The following is a 19,389-nucleotide window of genomic DNA, read 5'->3' as shown; positions in this document are numbered from 1 at the left end:
GTCGGACGGCGACGGCGCGGCGGCACCGTCGTCGTCCGACGACGTGACCGGGGTCAGTCCCGGATCGTGGCCTCCATGGGCACACGGACGCCGCGCTCCTTCGCCACCTCGGCGGCGCGGGAGTAGCCGGCGTCGACGTGGCGGATGACGCCCATGCCCGGGTCGTTGGTGAGCAGCGCCTCGAGCTTGGCCGCGGCCAGCTCGGTGCCGTCGGCCACGCCCACCTGGCCGGCGTGGATGGACCGGCCGATGCCGACGCCGCCGCCGTGGTGGATCGACACCCAGGTGGCACCCGAGGAGGTGGCGGTCAGCGCGTTCAGCAGCGGCCAGTCGGCGATCGCGTCGGAGCCGTCCAGCATGGACTCGGTCTCGCGGTACGGGGAGGCCACGGAGCCCGAGTCGAGGTGGTCGCGGCCGATCACGATCGGCGCCTTGACCTTGCCCTCGGCCACGAGCTGGTTGAAGAGCAGGCCGGCCTTGTGGCGCTCGCCGTAGCCCAGCCAGCAGATGCGGGCCGGCAGGCCCTCGAACTCCACGAACTCGGCGGCGCCGTCGAGCCAGCGGTGCAGGTGCTCGTTCTCGGGGAACAGCTCCTTCAGGGCCTCGTCGGTCACGCGGATGTCCTCCGGGTCGCCCGAGAGCGCGGCCCAGCGGAAGGGGCCGAGGCCCTCGCAGAACAGCGGGCGGATGTAGGCCGGGACGAAGCCCGGGAACTCGAACGCGCGGGAGTAGCCGGCCTTGCGGGCCTCGTCGCGGATGGAGTTGCCGTAGTCGAACACCTCGGCGCCGATGTCCTGGAAGCCGACCATGGCCTCGACCTGGCGGGCCATGGACTCCTGGGCCTTCTTGGTGAAGGTGTCCGGGTCGGCCTCGGCCTCGGCGTGCCAGTCCTTCTCGTCGATCTCGATCGGCAGGTAGGACAGCGGGTCGTGCGCGGAGGTCTGGTCGGTGACGATGTCGATCTCGACGGTGCCGGCCTTCTGGCGCTCGAGCAGCTCGGGGAACACCTCGGCGGCGTTGCCCACGAGGCCCACGGAGACGGCCTCGCCGTCGTTCTTGGCCTGCATGACGCGCTCGACGGCCTTGTCGATGTCCGTCTCCACCTCGTCCAGGTAGCGCTTGCCCATGCGGCGGCGCAGGCGGTCCTCCGAGACGTCCACGATCAGGCAGACGCCGCCGTTGAGGGTGACGGCCAGCGGCTGGGCGCCGCCCATGCCGCCGCAGCCGCCGGTGAGGGTCAGGGTGCCCTGGAGGGAGCCGTCGTAGCGCTTGCGGCCGATCGCGGCGAAGGTCTCGTAGGTGCCCTGCAGGATGCCCTGGGTGGCGATGTAGATCCACGAGCCGGCGGTCATCTGGCCGTACATCATCAGGCCCTCGGCCTCGAGCTCGCGGAACTCCGGCCACGTGGCCCAGTCGCCCACGAGGTTGGAGTTGGCGATCAGCACGCGCGGGGCCCACTTGTTGGTGCGGAACACGCCCACCGGCTTGCCCGACTGCACCAGGAGGGTCTCGTCCTCCTCGAGGTCCTTGAGGGTGGCGACGATGGCGTCGTAGGCCTCCCAGGAGCGGGCCGCGCGGCCGGTGCCGCCGTAGACGACGAGGTCCTCGGGACGCTCGGCGACCTCGGGGTCGAGGTTGTTCATGAGCATCCGCAGCGGGGCCTCGGTCTGCCAGGACTTGGCGGAGAGCTCGGTGCCGCGTGGGGCGCGGATGGTGCGGGACGGGTCGTGCTGGGTGAAGCCCACGGCCATGGCAGTTCCTCTCGACGGGGTGCGTGCGCCGCCGGGACGGGTGGCCCCGGTGATTTCACAGCTCGGCATGCACTTTCCGAACATTGAAACAGTGACTCGGCTCACGCGCAAGCCCGATCTGCGTGTCCCGCACCCGTTACGCTCCCTGTCATGACCACCACCCCCACCGCCTCGACGCGCACCGTGGACCGGGCCCTGGACCTGCTCGCCGCCGTCACCGAGCAGCCCCGACTGAGCCTGACCGAGGCCGCCCGCGCCACGGAGCTGCCGGCGTCCACGGCGCTGCGCCTGCTGCGCAGCCTCGAGGGATCCGGCTTCGTGGCCCGCGACGACGACGGCGCCTACCGCCCCGGCGTGCGCCTCATCCAGCTCGGGGCGCGGGCCTTCTCCCGGGACTCGCTCGTGCAGCTGGCCCGCGGGCCGATGGACCACGTCGTGGCCGCCACGGGCGAATCCGTCTACCTCTCGGTGGCGACCCCTCCGGACTCCGCCGTCTACCTGGCGATCGTGGAGGGCACGCATTCGGTCCGCCACACGAACTGGGTCGGACGCACCGTCCCCCTGGCGGGCACGGCCGTGGGCGACGCCCTGCGCGGCAGCGTGGCCGCGGGGGACTACACGCTGCGCACCCGTTCCGTCGAGAAGGACGTCACCTCGCTGTCCGCCCCCATCAGCGTGGCGGGCACGGTGGTCGGGGCGCTCAGCACGCTCGTGCCGGCCTACCGCTGCACGGACGAGCTGGCGGACCGGTGCGGGGCGGCCCTCGTCGCCGCCACCCACGAGCTGGCGCACCTGCTCGGGGCGGCCGACACTCCCAGGGAACGCCCAGCCGACTCCCCTGGAAAGCCCAAGGCGCGTTCGTAGGCTGAAGCCACCTCATCGAAGGTGCGAGTGATGACGGAGAAGGCCCCGGGCCCGGCGAGAGCCGGAACCGGGGCCTTTCTCTGTGCCCGGCGCCCGAGGCGCCGGGTCCGGGATCAGCGGCGGGAGGAGACGAGACCCGCCCAGAGGCCGCCGAGCAGGCCGGCCACCGGCAGCATCCAGAACAGGTGCACGCCCGACCCGTAGACGACGGTGTTGGAGAACACCGCGAACAGGCCCACGGCACCGAGGAAGCCACCGACCACGCCACCGACCACGTAGCGCACGACGGAGCGGGCGGCCCCGCCCATCAGCAGCACGACCAGGTAGCCGGCCGCGCCCGCCAGGGCGCCGCCCACCAGGCCGAACATGAACGACTGCACCAGCACGACCCAGCCGTGGCCGGTCTCGCCCAGCGCCACGGAGCCGTTGGGATCACCCAGGCCGCCGGTGAGCACGCGCACGACGTTGCCGATGATCACGACGAGCACCGAGACGAGGATGACGCGGTTGGTGAAGCCCCAGCCGTCCACCGGGCGCAGCGGCTCGAGCACCTCCTCCTCCACCACGGCGTGGCGCACGGGGCGGGCCGGGGTGGTGTGGGCGTTCGCGGTGTGGGGCTGGACGGCGTGGCTGCCGTCGGCGTTGATGGTCATCTCTGATCTCCCGTCCCGCCCCGGGCGGGGCGCGTTCCGAGCGCCGGGGCGCCCGTCTGGTTGCACGTCTGACGTGATTTTAGGCTTTTCCCAGCCCGAGGGGGTAATGGTGACCCGTCCGCCGGGCGGGGACGGCTCAGAGGACGTCGGTGCGGCGGTTGGCGAGCGAGGGGAGGAACTCCCGGACCTCGTCGATCCTCTCGCGGGTGACCTCCGCGGTCGCCACGGCCTCCCGCTCGTCGGCGAGCTCGGCGACGGGCAGCGCCAGCGGGTCCACGATCATCGAGTGGCCCACGGTGCCGTCCGAGCACGTGTCCGCCGCGGCCACCCACACGGTGTTCTCCACCGCGCGGGCCTTGAGCAGGGTGCGCCAGTGCTCCACCTTGTGCTCGCCGGAGAACCACGCCGCGGGGATCACGAGCACGTCCGCGCCCTCCACCGCGAGACGCCGGGACAGCTCGGGGAAGCGCAGGTCGTAGCAGGTGAGCAGGCCCAGGCGGAGCCCGCCGAGCTCGATCGCGGCGACGCCGCCGTCGCCGGGGGTGATCCGGTCCGACTCGCGGTGCGCGAACGCGTCGTAGAGGTGGAGTTTGCGGTACGCGCCCAGCCGGGCGCCGTCCGCGCCCACCGCCAGCAGCGTGTTGTAGGGACGCCGGTCCGGTCCCGGCTCGTAGCCGCCCGCGACGACGGCGATCCCGTGCTCCCGCGCCAGCGCGGCCAGGCCCGCGGCGAACGGCTCCCAGGCCGCGGCGACGGCGTCGGGGAACTCCTCCCCCACCTCGCGGGCCCCGAGCATGGCCTCCTCGGGCAGCACCAGGAGGTCCGCCCCCTCGCCCGCGGCGCGGGCGGCGAGGCGGGCCATCACGGCCAGGTTCTCCTCGACGTCGCCCACGGGCCCGAACTGTCCGACGCTGATCCTCATGCCCCCAGGGTAGCCAGGCCCCTGCCGGTGGCCGTCAGCCCTGGTCAGCGCTGGGGCCAGCCGCCACGCTGGGGACCGGGCACGACGTCGGCCCGCATCGGCCGCCGTCGTCCTCCGCCCCCGATCCGCGCGGCACCGCGCGGCACGTCGACACCACAGGAGCAGACGCGATGACCACCCAGCAGCCCGACATCCCCGGCACGCCGGGGCCGATCACCCCCGACCTCGAGGAGCACACCGCCCTCACCCACCCGGACCAGCCCGTGGCCGTCCCGGCCCCGGACCAGCGCGGTCCGGCACAGGTCTCCCCCACCGGCCAGGACACCGGCGCCGACCCCGCGACCGCCGCGCAGGGCTGCCCGTACCTGACCACCGCGCACGGCGTCCGCCTGCAGGACTCGGACCACTCGCTCAAGGCCGGCCGCCGCGGCCCCACCCTGCTGCAGGACCACCACCTGCGGGAGAAGCTCAGCCACTTCGACCACGAGCGCATCCCCGAGCGCGTGGTCCACGCCCGCGGCGCCGGCGCCCACGGCGTGTTCCGCGGCTACGGCACCGCCGCGAAGATCAGCCGGGCCGGGCTCTTCGCCAAGGACAAGGAGACGGAGGTGTTCGTCCGCTTCTCCACCGTGGCCGGCTCCCGCGGCTCCATGGACCTGGCCCGCGACACCCGCGGCTTCGCCACCAAGTTCTACACGGACGAGGGCACGTGGGACCTGGTGGGCAACAACATCCCCGTGTTCTTCGTGCAGGACGCCATCAAGTTCCCGGACGTGGTGCACTCGGTGAAGCCGCACCCGGACCGCGAGATCCCGCAGGCGCAGTCCGCGCACGACACGTTCTGGGACTTCGTGTCCCTGCACACCGAGGCCCAGCACCACACCCTGTGGAACATGTCCGACCGCGGCATCCCGCGCTCCTACCGCATGATGGAGGGCTTCGGCGTCCACACCTACCGCCTGATCGCGGCGGACGGCTCCACCGTGCTGGTCAAGTTCCACTGGAAGCCGATGCTCGGCGTGCACTCCGTGACCTGGGAGGAGGCGCTGCTCACCAACGGCATGGACCCGGACTTCCACCGGCGTGACCTCGCCGACGCCATCGAGGCCGGCGCCTTCCCCGAGTGGGAGCTCGGCGTGCAGGTGTTCGAGGACAACGAGGAGCAGATGTTCGAGGGCATCGACCTGCTCGACCCCACGAAGCTGGTCCCGGAGGAGCTCGCCCCCGTGCAGCCCCTCGGCCGCATGACGCTGAACGCCAACCCGTCCAACTACTTCGCGGAGACGGAGCAGGTGGCCTTCAACCCGGCCAACCTCGTGCCCGGCATCGACGTCACCAACGACCCACTCCTGCAGGGCCGCCTCTTCTCCTACCTGGACACGCAGCTCACCCGCCTCGGCGGGCCGAACTGGAACCAGCTGCCCATCAACCGCCCGCACGCCCCGGTCAACGACATGCTGCGTGACGGCTTCCACCAGAGCGCCGTGCATCGCGGCGTGGCGCCGTACCGGCCCAACTCGCTCGACGGCGGCCTGCCGTACGAAACCCCCGCGGACGACCACGCGTTCATCGAGCACCCGGAGCCGCTGCCGGCCTCGGTGAAGGAGCGCGCGCACGCCGCGTCCTTCGACGACCACTTCTCGCAGGCGCGCCTGTTCTTCCTCTCCCTCTCCGAGGTGGAGCGCGAGCACGTGGCGCAGGCGTACACGTTCGAGCTCGGCAAGTGCTACGAGCAGACCATCCGCGAGCGCCAGCTGGCCCACCTCGCCGCGATCGACACGCGACTGGCCCAGCAGGTCGCGGACGGCCTGGGCATCCCCGTTCCCGCGCCGACCGAGACCCCGGCCGACGTGCAGCCCTCCCCCGTGCTGTCCCAGATCGGCGGCGCGTGGCCGCTCGACGGCCGTCAGGTCGGCGTCGTGGTGGGCGAGTCCGTGGACGAGAAGGAGCTGGACGCCCTCGTGCAGGGCATCCACGGTGCGGGCATGGTCCCGCTGGTCATCGCGCCGAAGGGCGGCCCCGTGGCCGGGGAGATCGTGGCCCAGCGGACCTACCTGACCGCCGCGTCCATCGAGCTGGATGCCGTGGTCGTGGCCTCGCCGGCGGCCCCCGCCGCCGACGCCGCCCCCGGCCTGGACCAGAAGGCCGGCGCCGCCGACCCCGAGGCGGTGGACCCGCGCGTCATCAAGGTGCTGCAGGAGATGTGGCGCCACTCCAAGGCGATCCTCGCCCTCGAGCCGGCGGAGGCCGTCCTCGCGGCCGCCCAGGTGTCCGGCAAGGGCGTCGAGTCCGCGGCGGACGGCGCCTCCGCCGTCAGCCGGCTGACGGAGCTGCTGCCCGCGCACCGCGTGTGGGACCGTTTCCCGACGACGGGCCGCCTGGCCGACTGACCCGGCGGGCCCCCGGGCGCTTTCGAACGTGAGATAGGGCCTATCTCACGTTCGAAAGCGCCCATTCGCCCTCTTTCACGTTCGAAAACGCGGGCCGGGGTGGGCCCGGGGCGGGGCGGCGGGCCGGGTCAGTCCTGGATGAGGTCCCGGACCTGGACCACCTGGTCGCGGCCCGGGCCCACGCCGATCGCGGAGATCCTGCAGCCGGAGAGCTTCTCGAGGGCCTCCACGTAGCGCTGGGCGTTCAGCGGCAGATCCGTGAACGCGCGGGCGCCGGAGATGTCCTCGGTCCACCCGTCGAAGTGCTCGTACACCGGCTTCGCGTGATGGAACTCGGTCTGGGTCATGGGCATGCGGTCGTGGCGCACGCCGTCCACCTCGTAGGCCACGCACACCGGGATCTTCTCGATGCCGGTGAGCACGTCCAGCTTGGTGAGGAAGTAGTCCGTGAAGCCGTTGATCCGCGCGGCGTAGTGGGCCATGACGGCGTCGTACCAGCCGGTGCGCCGCGGGCGGCCGGTGTTCACGCCGAACTCGCCGCCGGTGGTGCGCAGCTGCTCGCCCATCTCGTCGAAGAGCTCCGTGGGGAACGGGCCGGCGCCGACGCGCGTGGTGTAGGCCTTCACGATGCCGATGGTGCGGGAGAAGCGGGTGGGGCCGATGCCCGCGCCCACGGCCGCGCCGCCGGCGGTCGGGTTGGACGAGGTCACGAACGGGTAGGTGCCGTGGTCCACGTCCAGGTAGGTGGCCTGGCCGCCCTCCATGAGCACCACCTTGCCCTCGTCCAGGGCGTCGTTGAGCAGGTTCACGGAGTCCACGACCATGGGGCGCAGGCGGTCCGCGTAGCCCAGGAAGTACTCGGCGATCTCGTCCACGGTGACGGCGCGGCGGTTGTAGAGCTTCACCAGCAGCTCGTTCTTCTGCCGCAGGGCGCCCTCGATCTTCTGGCGCAGGATCGACTCGTCGAAGATGTCCTGCACGCGGATGCCCAGGCGGGCCACCTTGTCCATGTAGGTGGGGCCGATGCCGCGGCCGGTGGTGCCGATCGCACGCTTGCCCAGGAACCGCTCGGTCACCTTGTCCATGGTCTGGTGGTACGGCGCCACGAGGTGGGCGTTGGCGGAGATCTTCAGGTGCTCGCACGAGTGGCCGCGGGACTCGAGCCCGTCGATCTCCTCGAACAGCGCCTCCAGGTTCACCACCACGCCGTTGCCGATCACCGGCACCGCGTTGGGCGAGAGGATGCCGGCGGGCAGCAGCTTGAGCTCGAACTTCTCCCCGTTGACGACGACGGTGTGCCCGGCGTTGTTGCCGCCGTTCGGCTTGACGACGTAGTCCACTCGCCCGCCCAGCAGGTCGGTGGCCTTGCCCTTGCCCTCGTCGCCCCACTGGGCTCCGACGATCGCGATCGCTGGCATCTGCATCTCTCCTCAGGGCGGCGGGTCGTCCCGGACCGGCCCGTACATGGAAAACGCCCCCTTGCGGTGCGCACGGAGGCCGTACCCCCGAATCCTACCAGCGTGACGGATGCCACCCTCTGGCTACGCTGACGCCATGAGCACCGCAGCGCCCCACACCCAGCACTCGGACTTCCCCTCCCCGACCCCCACCCGCAAGGGTCCGAGCGTGGGCACGTGGCGTCCCTGGGCCGTGCTGCCGTGGGCGCTGGCCCTCCTCGCCCTGCCCTTGATCGCGCTCGCCCTGCGCTCCAACTTCGGCGCGAACGGCTGGATGACGGTCATCTACATGGTCTTCGGCGCCCTGCCCCACGAACTCGTCCTCATGGTCCTGGTGGGAAGCCTGTTCCTCCTGCCCCGCGTGAACCCGCAGGATGAGCAGCGGGGCGGCATCCGGCTGGGGCGCCTGCTGCACACGCTGCTGGGCGTCTCCTGGGGGTCCTTCGCGCTGGCCGCGATCATCTTCCCCGACGGCGGCGACCACCCGGACTCCGGCGCCACGACCCCGGTGCTCATGGACCTGCTCGGCAAGAGCACCGCGATGGACGTCGGCATCGTGGGCGGCCTCGCCCTCGTGGCCGTCAGTGCGCTCACCGGTCTCGCGGTGATCGTGGTGTGCGTGGTGCGGCGGATCCGCGCCGTTCGCTGAGCACGCTCCCGACGACGGCGGTCAGCGCGCCGACATGACGCGCTGACCGTCACGGTCACGGCGCGCTCAGGCGTTGGCGGGCTCGGCCGTGCCCGCGCCCCGGCGGCGCAGCTCGGGCTTCACGGCGCCCTCGGCGCCCGTGTCGGGGCGGACGTCCTCCGCGGCGACGGCCGCACCGGAGCCGCACGGGCCGGCGTCGTCCGTGCCGGCGCAGCAGCCGCCGGCCGGGGCGCCGTCGTCGGCCGTGGCCCGCCGCGCACGCTCCTCGGCGCCGAGCACGGTGAAGCCGGCGTCGGCGATCATCTGCAGGTCCGCCTCGGCGTCCTGGCCCTCGGAGGTGAGGTAGTCGCCGAGGAAGATCGAGTTGGCCACCTGCAGGCCGACCGGCTGCAGGGAGCGCAGGTGCATCTCGCGGCCGCCGGCGATGCGCAGCTCCTTGTCCGGGCAGGCCAGGCGGACCATGGCGAGGATCCGGAGGCACTCGAGCGGGGTGAGCTGCTGGTGGCCCTGCAGCGGGGTGCCGTCGAAGGGCATGAGGAAGTTGACGGGGATGGAGTCGGAGTCCAGGTCGCGGAGCGCGAGGACGGCCTCGACGAGCTGCTCGTGCGTCTCCCCCATGCCCGCGATCAGGCCGCTGCAGGAGGACAGGCCGGCGGCGCCGGCGCGCTGCACGGTGTCCACGCGCTGCTCGTAGGTGTGGGAGGTGCAGATGGACTCGTAGTGGGACTCGGCCGTGTTGAGGTTGTGGTTGTAGGCGTCGACGCCGGCGTCCTTGAGCTTCTCGGCCTGGCCGTCCTTGAGGAAGCCGAGGCACGCGCACACCTCGACGTCCGGGTGCTGGGCCTTGAGGTCGCCGACCATGCCGGCCACGCGGTCGACGTCGCGGTCCGTGGGGCCGGTGCCGGAGGCGACCATGCATACGCGCGAGGCGCCGCCGGCGATGCCCAGGCCCGCCTGGCGGACGGCCTCCTCCGGCTTGAGCCACGTGTAGCGCAGGATCTCGGCCTCGGTGCCGAGACGCTGGGAGCAGTAGGTGCAGTTCTCCGGGCAGAGGCCGGTCTTGAGGCTGACCAGGTAGTTGACCTTGACCGTGCGGCCGAAGTGCTTCTCGCGCAGGCGCGAGGCCGCCGCGACGATGCGGAACGTGTCCGCGTCCGGGGCGTCCAGCACAGCGACGGCCTCGTCAGCGGTGAGGCGGTGGCCCGCCTCGATGCGGTCCACGAGGGCCTCGGGGTCGAGGGCGGCGGCGGGGCGGGGGTCGACGGCGGGGGCGTCCTGGGTGGCGGTCATGCGGGCCTCTCCGGTGGGCGGGGCTCGGCCCCGGGTGGGTCTGACTCGAGGGACTCTAACAGTGTTCATTGAACAGTGTTCAGGAGCGGGGGGCCATGACCCCGACGTCAGCGCCCGTGCCGGTCCAGAGGGACCGGCTCGGGCCGAGGCTGCTCCTCGAGCGTCGTCGTCGCCGCGAGGATGCCGTGGGCGGCGGCAGCGAGCACCGCTGTCGAGATGCAGCGAAGATTTCACAAACGCGCAGATATGTTTCATGCGACCACCAGTCACTTAGGTATTGACATTTGAACCTCGATCGATGTCGAGATGCAGCGAAGATTTCACAAACGCGCGAATATGTTTCATACGGCTTGGAGCACTCCACCTCTTGACGAGTGCACGCACCACGGAGGTGCCCTCGGTCAGGCATCACTTCGGTAGGTTTCACCCATGACGCGCACTCTCGAGGAGATCTGGCCGCCCTACGGACTCGTCGTCGAGGCCGGTGACCTGCGGATGACCGCGCTGCGCGAGGCCGACGTGCCGGAGGTGCTCGACGTCGTGGCGGGCGGAATCCACGACCCCTCCTGGACGCCGTTCCTGTTCCCGTGGACGGACGCCCCGGCCGAGGAGATGCCCGCGAACTACCTACGGTTCTACGCCTCCACCCTCACCCGCACTGTGGACGGCGACGTGAGCCTCGAGCTTGTGGTGCGGCGGAACGGCCAGGTGATCGGCATGCAGGGCATGAACGGTCCCGACGTCGCTGGCACCCGCCGCCTGGAGACCGGCTCCTGGCTGGGCCTACCGTTCCAAGGCCAGGGGCTGGGCACTCGGATGCGGCGCATGATGTGCGCGCTCGCGTTCGACGGCCTGGGCCTCGACGCCGTCACCTCCTCCGCCTGGGAAGACAACGCCGCCTCCCGGCGGGTCAGCGAGAAGGTCGGCTACCTGGAGACCGGCCGCGGCCAGGCTGAGCGTCGCGGCGTGCCGACCGGCGAGGTGTTCTTCGAGCTGCGGCCCGAGGGATTCGTCCGCGGGGACGAGCCGGTACGGATCACGGGAGCCGAGGAGCTGCGACGGTTCCTCGGGCTGGGATGACCCCACCAGCAGCCCTGTTGCTCGACCTGGACGGGACCCTCCTGGATCATGGTCGCGCCGCCCGCATCGCGCTCGGCCAGGCAATGCAGGAGGCGGGTCTGACTGATGCGGACCACTCTTCCGCTCTGTTGCTGTGGGGTGAGCTGGAGCGGATCCATTTCCAGGAGTACCTGGACGGGCAGACCACGTTCGAGGAACAGCGGGTGCGCCGCGTCCGCGCGTTCCTGGCCCACTACGGCCGCACCCGACTGGACCGCACCAGCGCGTTGGCCTGGTTTGATACCTACCGGACCGCCTACGAACGCGCATGGAGTTGAGTCCCGGATAGTGGTGTAACCCTCCCCGGTGGCCACGACCATCTTCGAGACGGACGCGGTCACCGTGGGAGCCTTCGAGCGAACCTTCCACAGCACTCTCGAAAGGACATCACCACGATGACCGCTCCACACATTGTCGACCCTGAACGCCTGCTGCGCGAAGCTCTCGGGGAGGCCTCCCCAGACCTGCTGCGCCACCTGCTGCAGACCGTGATCAACGCACTGCTCTCCGCCGACGCTGACGCGGTCTGCGGGGCCGAGTACGGCAAGCCCTCCGAACACCGGACAGCGCAGCGCAACGGCTACCGCCACCGACCCCTGGACACCCGCGCCGGCACGATCGATGTGGCCATCCCCAAACTCCGGGCCGGCACGTACTTCCCCGAATGGCTGCTCGAGCGCCGCAAACGGGCCGAGTCCGCACTGATCACCGTGGTCGCGGACTGCTACCTGGCCGGGGTCTCGACCCGGCGCATGGACAAGCTCGTACGGCAGCTGGGCATCGACTCGCTCTCGAAGTCCCAGGTCAGCCGGATGGCACAGGAGTTGGACGAGCACATCGAGGCTTTCCGTCACCGGCCGCTGGGCGAGGCCGGCCCGTTCGTGTTCCTCGCCGCCGACGCCCTGACCATGAAGGTGCGTGAGGGCGGGCGTGTGGTCAACGCGGTGGCCATGGTCGCCACCGGGGTCAACGCGGACGGGCGCCGCGAGGTCCTCGGGCTGAGGGTGGCCACCACGGAGTCCGGGGCGGGGTGGAACGAGTTCTTCGCGGACCTGGTGGCCCGGGGGCTGGCCGGGGTGGCACTGGTGACCTCGGACTCCCATCGCGGCCTCGTGGAAGCCGTGGCGGCGAACCTGCCCGGGGCCGTGTGGCAACGCTGCCGCACCCATTACGCGGCGAATCTGATGGCCGTGACCCCGAAGAGCATGTGGCCGGCGGTGAAGGCCATGCTGCACAGCGTGTACGACCAGCCCGACGGGCCGGCCGTGCAGGCCCAGTTCGAGCGCCTGTTGGACTACGTGCAGGACAGGTTGCCCGCGGTGGCTGGGCACCTCGATGCAGCACGAGAGGACATCCTCGCGTTCACCTCGTTCCCGAGGGACGTGTGGTCCCAGATCTGGTCGAACAACCCTGCCGAGCGGCTGAACCGGGAGATCCGGCGCCGCACGGACTCGGTGGGGATCTTCCCGAACCGGGATGCCGTGGTGCGTCTGGTCGGGGCTGTGTTGGCCGAGCAGACCGATGAGTGGGCCGAAGGCCGCCGGTATCTCGGCCTGGAACTGCTCGCCCGGTGCCGTGAGCCCCTGACCACGGAGCAAGAGACCGTGATGAGCACGGAGGTGATGCCGACCCTGCAGACCTGACAGGTACAAGCCCCCTACAACCTCGAAGACGGCTACACCACTTCCAGGGACTTGACCGCGCAATGCGTTGCCGACCACGATGTGCGCCGACTCGGTCAACGGCAGCTGCTCCGGGGACACGCCGATCTTCAGCGACATGTCCTGGTTCGCCTGGTGGTTCACCAGGAACATCGCGGTGCGGGCGATGGTTGCCGGCCACTCTTCCAGCTCGATCCCGCTGAAGTGCGACATCCGCACCCGTACTCTCTCGTCCTCGTCCATCACCAGCGAGGTCTGCACCTGTTTGCCCGACAGCTCCTGCAGACGCACCAGGATCTGCAGCTCCAGGGCGCGCAGCTCTCGGTAGGCCACGATCAGGAAGTTGCCGCACCCGCACGCCGGGTCTAGGAATCGCATCTGCCCCAGTCGCTCGTGCAGCTTGCGCAGCCCCGGCCGGGAGTGGATGTTCGCCACGAACTCGGCACGCAGCTCGTCCAGGAACAGCGGGCCGATGAGCTTGAGGATGTTCTCCTCGGTCGTGTAGTGCTCCCCCAGCTCCCGGCGGGCTTCCTTGGACTTCACCGCCTGGAACAGGGACCCGAAGATCGCCGGGGAGATCCCGCCCCAGTTGAAGTGGCAGGCCGCGATCAGCTTCTGACGCATCGAGGCGGTGAAGTACGGGATCGACACCGGCTCCCCGAACACGGACCCGTTCACGTACGGGAAGCGCAGCATCAGCTCGTCGGTGCCGGCCATGCGCTTGTTCACCGGCCGGTTCAGCACCTGGAACAAGGCAGTCAGCTGCGCGCCAAGGTCGGATCCGTCCTCGGCAGTACGGGTCTGGATGAACTCCAGGAACAGGTCCCGCTCCCACAGCCCAGAGTCGTCGGCGAAGAGGGCGAACAGGGTCCTCACCAGGAACACGGATGCCTCGTGTTCGTCGTATCCGGAGCCCTCCAGCTCCACGTAGAGGTCGGCCATCAGCTGGGCGGCCTTCACGGAGGCCGCGGCCTGCTCTGCTGAGCCGAACGTGCGCTTCTGGTAGCCGGCGATGAATCCGAACCGCTCGGCCTCCACCGGCAGCTGCTCCAACGGGAACTCCACCACGGCATCCGTATCCCCGGCCGGAGCCTCCAGATCACGCAGACGGAACGTCTCGAAGTCGCAGGTGATCACGTAGCGGGGCTGCTCAGCCTCGGGCACGTTCGCCAGGTACGTCAGCGCCTGATCCTCGGCGGCGACCAGGTCCTTGCCCAGCGACTTCTGCTCGGCGATGAGCATGCCGGGCCAGAACACGTCGATGAACCCGGCCCCGCCGTCGGCCTTCTTCGCCCGGCTCTCGTACTGGGCCACCTTGCGGCGGCGGATTCCGTAGACCGCGAACAGCTCCGTCCAGAACGACTGGGACTCGCCCCGCTCGTAGGACTCCCCGGCCCACTCGTGCACGAACGCGGCCGCGTTCGCTCGGATCTGATCCCAGGACAGGGGCTTGGTCTGCATGAACGGAGCCTTTCGACGGTGACCGCCCCATCATTCCCTGTATTCAGCTGGTCGGGTGGGGCCGCGGTACCCGGAGCAGCTTCACCTGCCCCGTACACACCACACCGAGTCTGCGCAGATCAGGAATTTTGCGCTTGTAGTGCCTCGCCAGCTTCTCGTTCATGGCTGTTGCTTCAATGTGCACGCCAGCGCGATCCGCGGCCTCGAGCAGCGCGGGCACCGTGAAGTCCCACAACGACTCCGTCTCCGACGTCTTCGGGTGCGCCGCGAAGAAGTTCTCCACCTTCCAGCGGCCACCCGCGGCGCGAACCACCAGCACAGCATCGCGAGACGACGACATGTAGGCCCGCCGACCACGCCCGAAGAGCATGGCCGCCCCAGCCACCGGAAACATCAGCAGAAATACCCCAACTAAAGCACCCACCAACGACAGTAGGACCGGCCGTCGACTCCAACCCAGCATGGCTGGAAAGAGCATGAACCCGATCAGCAGGGCCGGTAGCATCAGCGTGAGCAAAACCAGGACCAGCCAGGCATAGACCTTCGCGCACCGCCCACAAGCCCCGCACGCACCATAGAGGTAACCGCGGATGAGCCAGGGGAGATGCGCAGTACGTCGCGCCATTGGGGCGATGGGGTCTTATCGACGGCGGGTAGCGCAGGAGCCAATGGTAAGTCGCCGTTGTGAGACTGGAGCACAGTCAGCCCATCTATCGATGGGCGGGGAATCCATCGATTCATGCCGGATGTTGACCACCGGAGCGTGTTTTAATACCATTTATGAATTACACTGCGCGCGCGATGATATTCGCGCATAGTTCCTTGAACTGCTCCTCGCTTTGGCGTGCCCTCGTGACCTGCCCCCCACGAACCACATCGTCGGCCCGGAGCTCAAATATTGCTTTTCTCAAAGTCTGCGCATGGGGAACAAGACTATGGAAGTTCTTGAGGTCTCCTACGCCGGGACCTTTCGACTGTGCAGGATCAGCCAGAGTAGCCCCCTTCCCATCGGAGTGCACAGCCAGAGGCTCCAGGAGGCCAGACTGAATTTGCGCAGGCATTTCATCAATCCAGTGTGAGAATGCCAGAGTTGCTTCACCCCGGTAAATATTGAACTGCTGGGATACATAACCAAGGACCTTGGGGAGCCCTTTTTGGATATCGAAGTTCAGTCGCGGAGCCACGGACCTAGCCGTATTCCACTGCCGCACCCAGGTATCGACGCTGTTGCCAACGCTAGGGAGAGCGCGGATCGAGAAGAGGTCGGCCGCCATCGGGATAATCATGTAGTCGCTGCCGAGGAGTACCGCCCGATTCAGGGCCCCAACGTTCGGCCCTAGATCTACGAACACGTAGTCCGCTTTAATCTCCTCAGCAATCTCGCAGATCAGTCGGTAAGGCGCACTGGTAACTCGGAACCCGCGCTCATTACCCGCGAGGGCTTCAGTCCATGCGGAGGGAAGAATTGCGTCGAACTCAGATAGACGAAGATCGCCTGCGGCGAGCCATACCTTCCCCTCGCGCACCTCGATTGCCTCGGGCGCGAACACGTCTCCGGAGCCACCTACCAGCGGAGCAAACGCGTGAGCAACGGTCTTGCCATCCTCATCGGGGGCATAGATCATGCTCAACATGTCATCGTCAATCGAAATAGCGGTGAGGTTGGCCTGCGCGTCAAAGTCGACCATAAGGATGCGCTTGCCGAGACGGCCCATCTCGACTGCCGCATTGAAGAGCATGGTGGTCTTGCCTACCCCACCCTTGTGGTTAAAGAACGAAATAATCTGCATAACTGCATGCTCCCACATGGCAAGGCCAAACAACAGTTCCAGCAGGGTCGGCTTGCGGGGCCACCCGATCAATCGACCGGGCACCACCCCTCCCGAGGGATGATGGCGCGGTCACCATCGAGAGGCTTCGCGCGTGCAGACCAAGCCCTTGCCCTGGGATCAGATCCGTTCGATTGCGAGGCCAGTACCAGCGGCTCTGCGCGTCACTCGCCCAGGTCAACTCGACACCACGCGGCGCAGCGAGGTGTACAGCGTCTGCCGGCTGACCTCGAACGTGCGTGCCACCTCAGCCTTCGGGATCCCCATCTCGATCATCACGCGCGCCTGCTCCACGTCGGTGTCCGAGAGCTTCGGGGCCTGCACATACTTGCCCCTCGCCTTGGCCAAGGCGATGCCTTCGGCCTGGCGCTCCTTGATCCGCCGGCGCTCGAACTCCGCGAACGCCGCCAGGATCCCCAGCATCAGCCCATCGACCGGGGAGGTGCCGGACTTGTCCACGGTGATCCGCTCGGACACGAACTGCACCGCGCACCCCTTGTCCGTGAGCTCGTCCACGATCGCGTACAGGTCCCGGGTGTCTCTTCCCAGCCGGTCCATCGAGGCGACCTTCACCAGGTCCCCCCCGCCCGGACGTACGTCATCAGCTCCGCCAGCCCGGTGCGCTTGGCTCGGGAGCTGCCGGAGATCTTGTCTTCGAAGATCCGGTCGCACTCCCCCACCGCCTCGAGCTGACGGTCCAGGTTCTGCTCCGCCGAGCTGACCCGCACGTAGGCCACAGTCTGTCCAACCACGTCTAAGACCCTCCGACGATTGTGTCCAACGGCCCGGTTTGGGACCGTCTCTGACGTGATGCTCTCGTGGCCGGGCCGGGTGTGTAAAGGGGTATACCCGGCTTGACGCCGGGATGGGGCAATGGCCACCCCGCTGGATCGTGGGGCATCCCACTGTCGGAGCGCTGACGTTTACTTAACTAACCTGTTAGTATAGTTTCGTTGATGCGACTACAGGCAGAGGACAGGGGTACAACAGTGAACGACGTTGGATCATCGCCGCGGCGGTGGTGGCTGCTCATGACCGTGGGTGCCGGCCTGCTACTCATCACCCTCGACAATTCGATCCTCTACACCGCCTTGCCTACGTTGACCGCAGACCTCGGCGCGTCCGGATCCTCGACACTGTGGATCATCAACGCCTACCCCTTGGTCATGGCTGGCCTCCTCTTGGGAGCAGGCACACTGGGCGATCGCATCGGCCACCGCCGAATGTTCGTCGTCGGCCTGTGGATCTTCGGTGCCGCATCACTGGCAGCGGCACTCTCGCCCAACCCTGCCTTCCTGATCGGCGCCAGGGCACTCCTCGCTGTGGGGGCCGCAGCGATGATGCCCGCCACGCTTGCTCTGATCCGCCTCGCGTTCAACGATCCTCGTGAGCGCAACATTGCCATCGCCATCTGGGGGAGCCTGTCGATCGCGGGGGCAGCGCTCGGACCCATTCTCGGCGGCGCCCTTCTCGAACGGTTCTGGTGGGGATCTGTTTTCCTCATCAATGTCCCCGTTGTTGTCATCGCACTTGTGGCGACCGCAATCATCGCGCCGCACAACGATCCCGATCCGTCGAAGAAGTGGGATCTCGTCTCATCCCTCTATGCGATGGTCGGGCTGGTGGGCACCGTGCTCGTCATCAAGGAACTGGCCCATATTCCACAGAACTGGGTTCTGATCGCAGGGGCGCTGGCGTCAGCAGTCATCGGGTTCGTCCTCTTCGTGCGACGCCAGGGCCGATTGGAAGAACCACTCATCGAGTTCTCCATCTTCCGCAACCGCGCCTTCGCTGGCGGCTCTCTGGCAGCCTTCTTCGCGATGTTCACCATCGCTGGCGCCCAGCTCGCGACCACACAGCGCTTCCAGCTCGTCGAGGGCTTCACCCCCCTGCAAGCAGGCCTTCTAGTCGCAGCCAGCGCGCTTGGCGCCCTGCCCTCAGGTGTCCTAGGGGCCGCGATCCTGCATATCGTGGGCCTGCGGATCATTATCTCCGGCAGCCTCGCCATCGCCGCCCTAGGACTAGCTCTCGCCGTGCTGGCCTCTGCGAACGGATCACTACCCCTGCTGGTCGTCAGCTTCATCGTGACCGGCTTCGGCCTGGGCGGCACCTTCGCCGTCGCTTCCGCCGCCATTATGGGCAACGCGCCTCCGCGAAAGGCCGGCATGGCGGCCTCGATCGAAGAAGTCTCCTACGAGATGGGCTCCCTCTCGGCTGTAGCACTCCTCGGGAGCCTCCTGACCTTCGTCTACGCCACAGTCGTCCGACTCCCGGATGGCACTCCCGCCGCAGCGGGGGAGAGCATTGCCGATGCCCTCGGGATCGCCGACGGAGATCTCGACGTGATCGCAGCCGCCACCTCCGCCTACGACACGGCCTATTTGGTCACGATGATCGTCCTCGCTGTCATGCTGGCTAGTGGAGCCGCTCTGACCAATCGGCTGCTCCGCGCTTACGGGCGCGGCAGCGAGGCAATGGAGTACGCCGAAAACCACTGAACCAATCGGAGGGGCGCATGATGGTGCGTGAGAGCAAGAAGACCATGATCCTCGACGCCGCGATCCAAGTGATCGAGGAAGACGGGATCACAGCAGTCACGTTTGACTCTGTCGCGGCCGCTGCGGGGATCACCAGGGCCGGGATCATCTACCACTTCCCATCACGAGACGACTTGATCGCTGCGATCCACCAGAGACTCGCTGATCGCTGGGAGCGGCAGTTAGAGATCGCCTGTGGAAAGCCGACCGCTGAGGCAACGTCGATGGAGCGCCTGACCGCCTACATACTCACTTGTTCGACAGCCGCCTCCCGCGCCGAGTTCCAGATGATTCTCGACAGCCAGCACACCCAGCACATGGCGATCTGGGAAGACCTCATCGACCGATGGACCGGACGTAGCGAACGCGACGAAGCTGAGCGCGACCAGATGACCTCGCTCGCCCTGCTCGCTGCTGACGGGCTCTGGGTCAACGACCTGATCGGAAGCAGGCCCATCTCACAGGACCACCGGAGTGAAACCGCAAAGCAGATCATCGCGCTACTCCAGAATGACGTCCATGAATCCGAGGCCAAGCCCAACGGGTAAGCGAGCCAGCGCGCGGTTGGAGAAGGCCGGATCGACGAATCCGTCGAGCGCGATGATGGGCAACCCTGTCAAGCAAGATCGCACCCTGGCACCTCTGTCCAGCAGCACCCAACTAGCTCTGACACATGCGCCTAGTGGGTATACCCGCGTGGACGTGGGTCAAGGGCACCCCGCGCGCCCCGCAGCCCTGTCCGAAGCGCCCGCAGCCCCTCAAGAGTGGTGAGACGCAGTCTCGTCACAATCCATGCCAGGGAGATG

16 protein-coding genes and 2 pseudogenes are annotated in these 19,389 nt (G+C 68.5%); 8 read left to right on the top strand and 10 right to left on the bottom strand.

Annotated features, from left to right (window positions below):
- Nucleotides 1-53: 53 nt before the first annotated feature.
- The gene (hutU, locus tag B1A86_RS00910) at nt 54-1,751 is read right to left on the bottom strand and encodes a urocanate hydratase (protein ID WP_078025414.1); all 1,698 of its coding nucleotides are present in this window, start codon (nt 1,749-1,751) and stop codon (nt 54-56) included.
- A 150-nt stretch (nt 1,752-1,901) separates the two neighbouring features.
- Here hutU and B1A86_RS00905 point away from each other — a divergent pair, with 150 nt between their 5' ends.
- A complete protein-coding gene (locus tag B1A86_RS00905) occupies nt 1,902-2,615 on the top strand; it encodes an IclR family transcriptional regulator (protein WP_078025415.1) in 714 nt (237 codons plus the stop codon).
- A gap of 113 nt (nt 2,616-2,728) precedes the next feature.
- Here the strand turns inward: B1A86_RS00905 and B1A86_RS00900 are convergent, their stop codons facing one another.
- Both B1A86_RS00900 and B1A86_RS00895 read right to left on the bottom strand, forming a co-directional pair.
- Nucleotides 2,729-3,268: a hypothetical protein gene (locus B1A86_RS00900; RefSeq protein ID WP_078025416.1), complete on the bottom strand. Its 540-nt coding sequence runs from the start codon at nt 3,266-3,268 to the stop codon at nt 2,729-2,731.
- A gap of 136 nt (nt 3,269-3,404) precedes the next feature.
- On the bottom strand, nt 3,405-4,190 hold the full coding sequence (locus tag B1A86_RS00895; RefSeq protein WP_078025417.1) for a carbon-nitrogen hydrolase family protein: 786 nt from the start codon (nt 4,188-4,190) through the stop codon (nt 3,405-3,407).
- Between the two features lie 170 nt (nt 4,191-4,360).
- Between B1A86_RS00895 and B1A86_RS00890 the strand changes: the two genes are divergently transcribed.
- Nucleotides 4,361-6,580 carry a catalase gene (locus B1A86_RS00890; protein WP_078025418.1) on the top strand — a complete coding sequence of 740 codons (2,220 nt, stop codon included), beginning with the start codon at nt 4,361-4,363 and terminating at the stop codon, nt 6,578-6,580.
- Nucleotides 6,581-6,708: 128 nt separating this feature from the next.
- Here the strand turns inward: B1A86_RS00890 and B1A86_RS00885 are convergent, their stop codons facing one another.
- Complete coding sequence (locus tag B1A86_RS00885; protein WP_078025424.1) at nt 6,709-7,998, bottom strand: adenylosuccinate synthase; 1,290 nt, start codon at nt 7,996-7,998, stop codon at nt 6,709-6,711.
- Nucleotides 7,999-8,134: 136 nt separating this feature from the next.
- Here B1A86_RS00885 and B1A86_RS00880 point away from each other — a divergent pair, with 136 nt between their 5' ends.
- Nucleotides 8,135-8,686 (top strand): hypothetical protein, encoded by a 552-nt coding sequence (locus tag B1A86_RS00880; protein ID WP_044658656.1) that lies wholly within the window; start codon nt 8,135-8,137, stop codon nt 8,684-8,686.
- Nucleotides 8,687-8,752: 66 nt separating this feature from the next.
- Here B1A86_RS00880 and bioB read toward each other — a convergent pair whose 3' ends face one another.
- Entirely contained in the window at nt 8,753-9,976 is a 1,224-nt protein-coding gene (gene bioB, locus B1A86_RS00875; RefSeq protein ID WP_078025419.1) for a biotin synthase BioB, read from the bottom strand.
- A 429-nt stretch (nt 9,977-10,405) separates the two neighbouring features.
- On the opposite strand from bioB, the gene B1A86_RS00870 reads away from it, so the two are divergent.
- The 3 genes from B1A86_RS00870 (at nt 10,406) to B1A86_RS00860 (ending at nt 12,738) form a co-directional block, all read left to right on the top strand.
- Nucleotides 10,406-11,056, top strand: a complete 651-nt coding sequence (locus B1A86_RS00870; RefSeq protein ID WP_065572607.1) for a GNAT family N-acetyltransferase — start codon at nt 10,406-10,408, stop codon at nt 11,054-11,056.
- Entirely contained in the window at nt 11,053-11,373 is a 321-nt protein-coding gene (locus B1A86_RS00865) for a hypothetical protein (RefSeq protein ID WP_078025420.1), read from the top strand. The genes B1A86_RS00870 and B1A86_RS00865 overlap by 4 nt, the downstream gene beginning before the upstream one ends.
- A 117-nt stretch (nt 11,374-11,490) precedes the next feature.
- Complete coding sequence (locus B1A86_RS00860) at nt 11,491-12,738, top strand: IS256 family transposase (protein WP_145930907.1); 1,248 nt, start codon at nt 11,491-11,493, stop codon at nt 12,736-12,738.
- Nucleotides 12,739-12,807: 69 nt separating this feature from the next.
- Here B1A86_RS00860 and B1A86_RS11880 read toward each other — a convergent pair.
- The 5 genes and pseudogenes from B1A86_RS11880 to B1A86_RS11640 all read right to left on the bottom strand — a co-directional run.
- Nucleotides 12,808-14,217, bottom strand: a pseudogene (locus tag B1A86_RS11880) (type IIL restriction-modification enzyme MmeI); the annotation flags it as partial.
- Nucleotides 14,218-14,260: 43 nt separating this feature from the next.
- Nucleotides 14,261-14,842, bottom strand: a complete 582-nt coding sequence (locus B1A86_RS00855) for a hypothetical protein (protein ID WP_078025561.1) — start codon at nt 14,840-14,842, stop codon at nt 14,261-14,263.
- A 160-nt stretch (nt 14,843-15,002) separates the two neighbouring features.
- Nucleotides 15,003-16,007 carry a ParA family protein gene (locus B1A86_RS00850; protein WP_168196723.1) on the bottom strand — a complete coding sequence of 335 codons (1,005 nt, stop codon included), beginning with the start codon at nt 16,005-16,007 and terminating at the stop codon, nt 15,003-15,005.
- A gap of 216 nt (nt 16,008-16,223) precedes the next feature.
- A complete protein-coding gene (locus B1A86_RS11645; RefSeq protein ID WP_246836859.1) occupies nt 16,224-16,313 on the bottom strand; it encodes a hypothetical protein in 90 nt (29 codons plus the stop codon).
- Nucleotides 16,314-16,430: 117 nt separating this feature from the next.
- A pseudogene (locus B1A86_RS11640) lies at nt 16,431-16,726 on the bottom strand (recombinase family protein); the annotation flags it as partial.
- A 351-nt stretch (nt 16,727-17,077) separates the two neighbouring features.
- Here B1A86_RS11640 and B1A86_RS00840 point away from each other — a divergent pair.
- Together B1A86_RS00840 and B1A86_RS00835 are read left to right on the top strand one after the other, a co-directional pair.
- Nucleotides 17,078-18,544: an MFS transporter gene (locus tag B1A86_RS00840; RefSeq protein WP_168196722.1), complete on the top strand. Its 1,467-nt coding sequence runs from the start codon at nt 17,078-17,080 to the stop codon at nt 18,542-18,544.
- 17 nt (nt 18,545-18,561) lie between these two features.
- Nucleotides 18,562-19,131, top strand: a complete 570-nt coding sequence (locus B1A86_RS00835; protein ID WP_003034566.1) for a TetR/AcrR family transcriptional regulator — start codon at nt 18,562-18,564, stop codon at nt 19,129-19,131.
- Nucleotides 19,132-19,389: the final 258 nt, after the last annotated feature.

The sequence above is a fragment of the Micrococcus sp. KBS0714 genome (assembly GCF_002008305.4).
Classification (GTDB): domain Bacteria; phylum Actinomycetota; class Actinomycetes; order Actinomycetales; family Micrococcaceae; genus Micrococcus; species Micrococcus luteus.
This window is presented reverse-complemented; position numbering and strand designations above follow the sequence as displayed.

What these genes read in the sequence shown, in the direction of transcription:
- hutU (WP_078025414.1), bottom strand. Translation starts at nt 1,751, where the DNA reads ATGGCCGTGGGCTTCACCCAGCACGACCCGTCCCGCACCATCCGCGCC.
- B1A86_RS00905 (WP_078025415.1), top strand. Translation starts at nt 1,902, where the DNA reads ATGACCACCACCCCCACCGCCTCGACGCGCACCGTGGACCGGGCCCTG.
- B1A86_RS00900 (WP_078025416.1), bottom strand. Translation starts at nt 3,268, where the DNA reads ATGACCATCAACGCCGACGGCAGCCACGCCGTCCAGCCCCACACCGCG.
- B1A86_RS00895 (WP_078025417.1), bottom strand. Translation starts at nt 4,190, where the DNA reads ATGAGGATCAGCGTCGGACAGTTCGGGCCCGTGGGCGACGTCGAGGAG.
- B1A86_RS00890 (WP_078025418.1), top strand. Translation starts at nt 4,361, where the DNA reads ATGACCACCCAGCAGCCCGACATCCCCGGCACGCCGGGGCCGATCACC.
- B1A86_RS00885 (WP_078025424.1), bottom strand. Translation starts at nt 7,998, where the DNA reads ATGCCAGCGATCGCGATCGTCGGAGCCCAGTGGGGCGACGAGGGCAAG.
- B1A86_RS00880 (WP_044658656.1), top strand. Translation starts at nt 8,135, where the DNA reads ATGAGCACCGCAGCGCCCCACACCCAGCACTCGGACTTCCCCTCCCCG.
- bioB (WP_078025419.1), bottom strand. Translation starts at nt 9,976, where the DNA reads ATGACCGCCACCCAGGACGCCCCCGCCGTCGACCCCCGCCCCGCCGCC.
- B1A86_RS00870 (WP_065572607.1), top strand. Translation starts at nt 10,406, where the DNA reads ATGACGCGCACTCTCGAGGAGATCTGGCCGCCCTACGGACTCGTCGTC.
- B1A86_RS00865 (WP_078025420.1), top strand. Translation starts at nt 11,053, where the DNA reads ATGACCCCACCAGCAGCCCTGTTGCTCGACCTGGACGGGACCCTCCTG.
- B1A86_RS00860 (WP_145930907.1), top strand. Translation starts at nt 11,491, where the DNA reads ATGACCGCTCCACACATTGTCGACCCTGAACGCCTGCTGCGCGAAGCT.
- B1A86_RS00855 (WP_078025561.1), bottom strand. Translation starts at nt 14,842, where the DNA reads ATGGCGCGACGTACTGCGCATCTCCCCTGGCTCATCCGCGGTTACCTC.
- B1A86_RS00850 (WP_168196723.1), bottom strand. Translation starts at nt 16,007, where the DNA reads ATGCAGATTATTTCGTTCTTTAACCACAAGGGTGGGGTAGGCAAGACC.
- B1A86_RS11645 (WP_246836859.1), bottom strand. Translation starts at nt 16,313, where the DNA reads ATGGGGATCCCGAAGGCTGAGGTGGCACGCACGTTCGAGGTCAGCCGG.
- B1A86_RS00840 (WP_168196722.1), top strand. Translation starts at nt 17,078, where the DNA reads ATGACCGTGGGTGCCGGCCTGCTACTCATCACCCTCGACAATTCGATC.
- B1A86_RS00835 (WP_003034566.1), top strand. Translation starts at nt 18,562, where the DNA reads ATGATGGTGCGTGAGAGCAAGAAGACCATGATCCTCGACGCCGCGATC.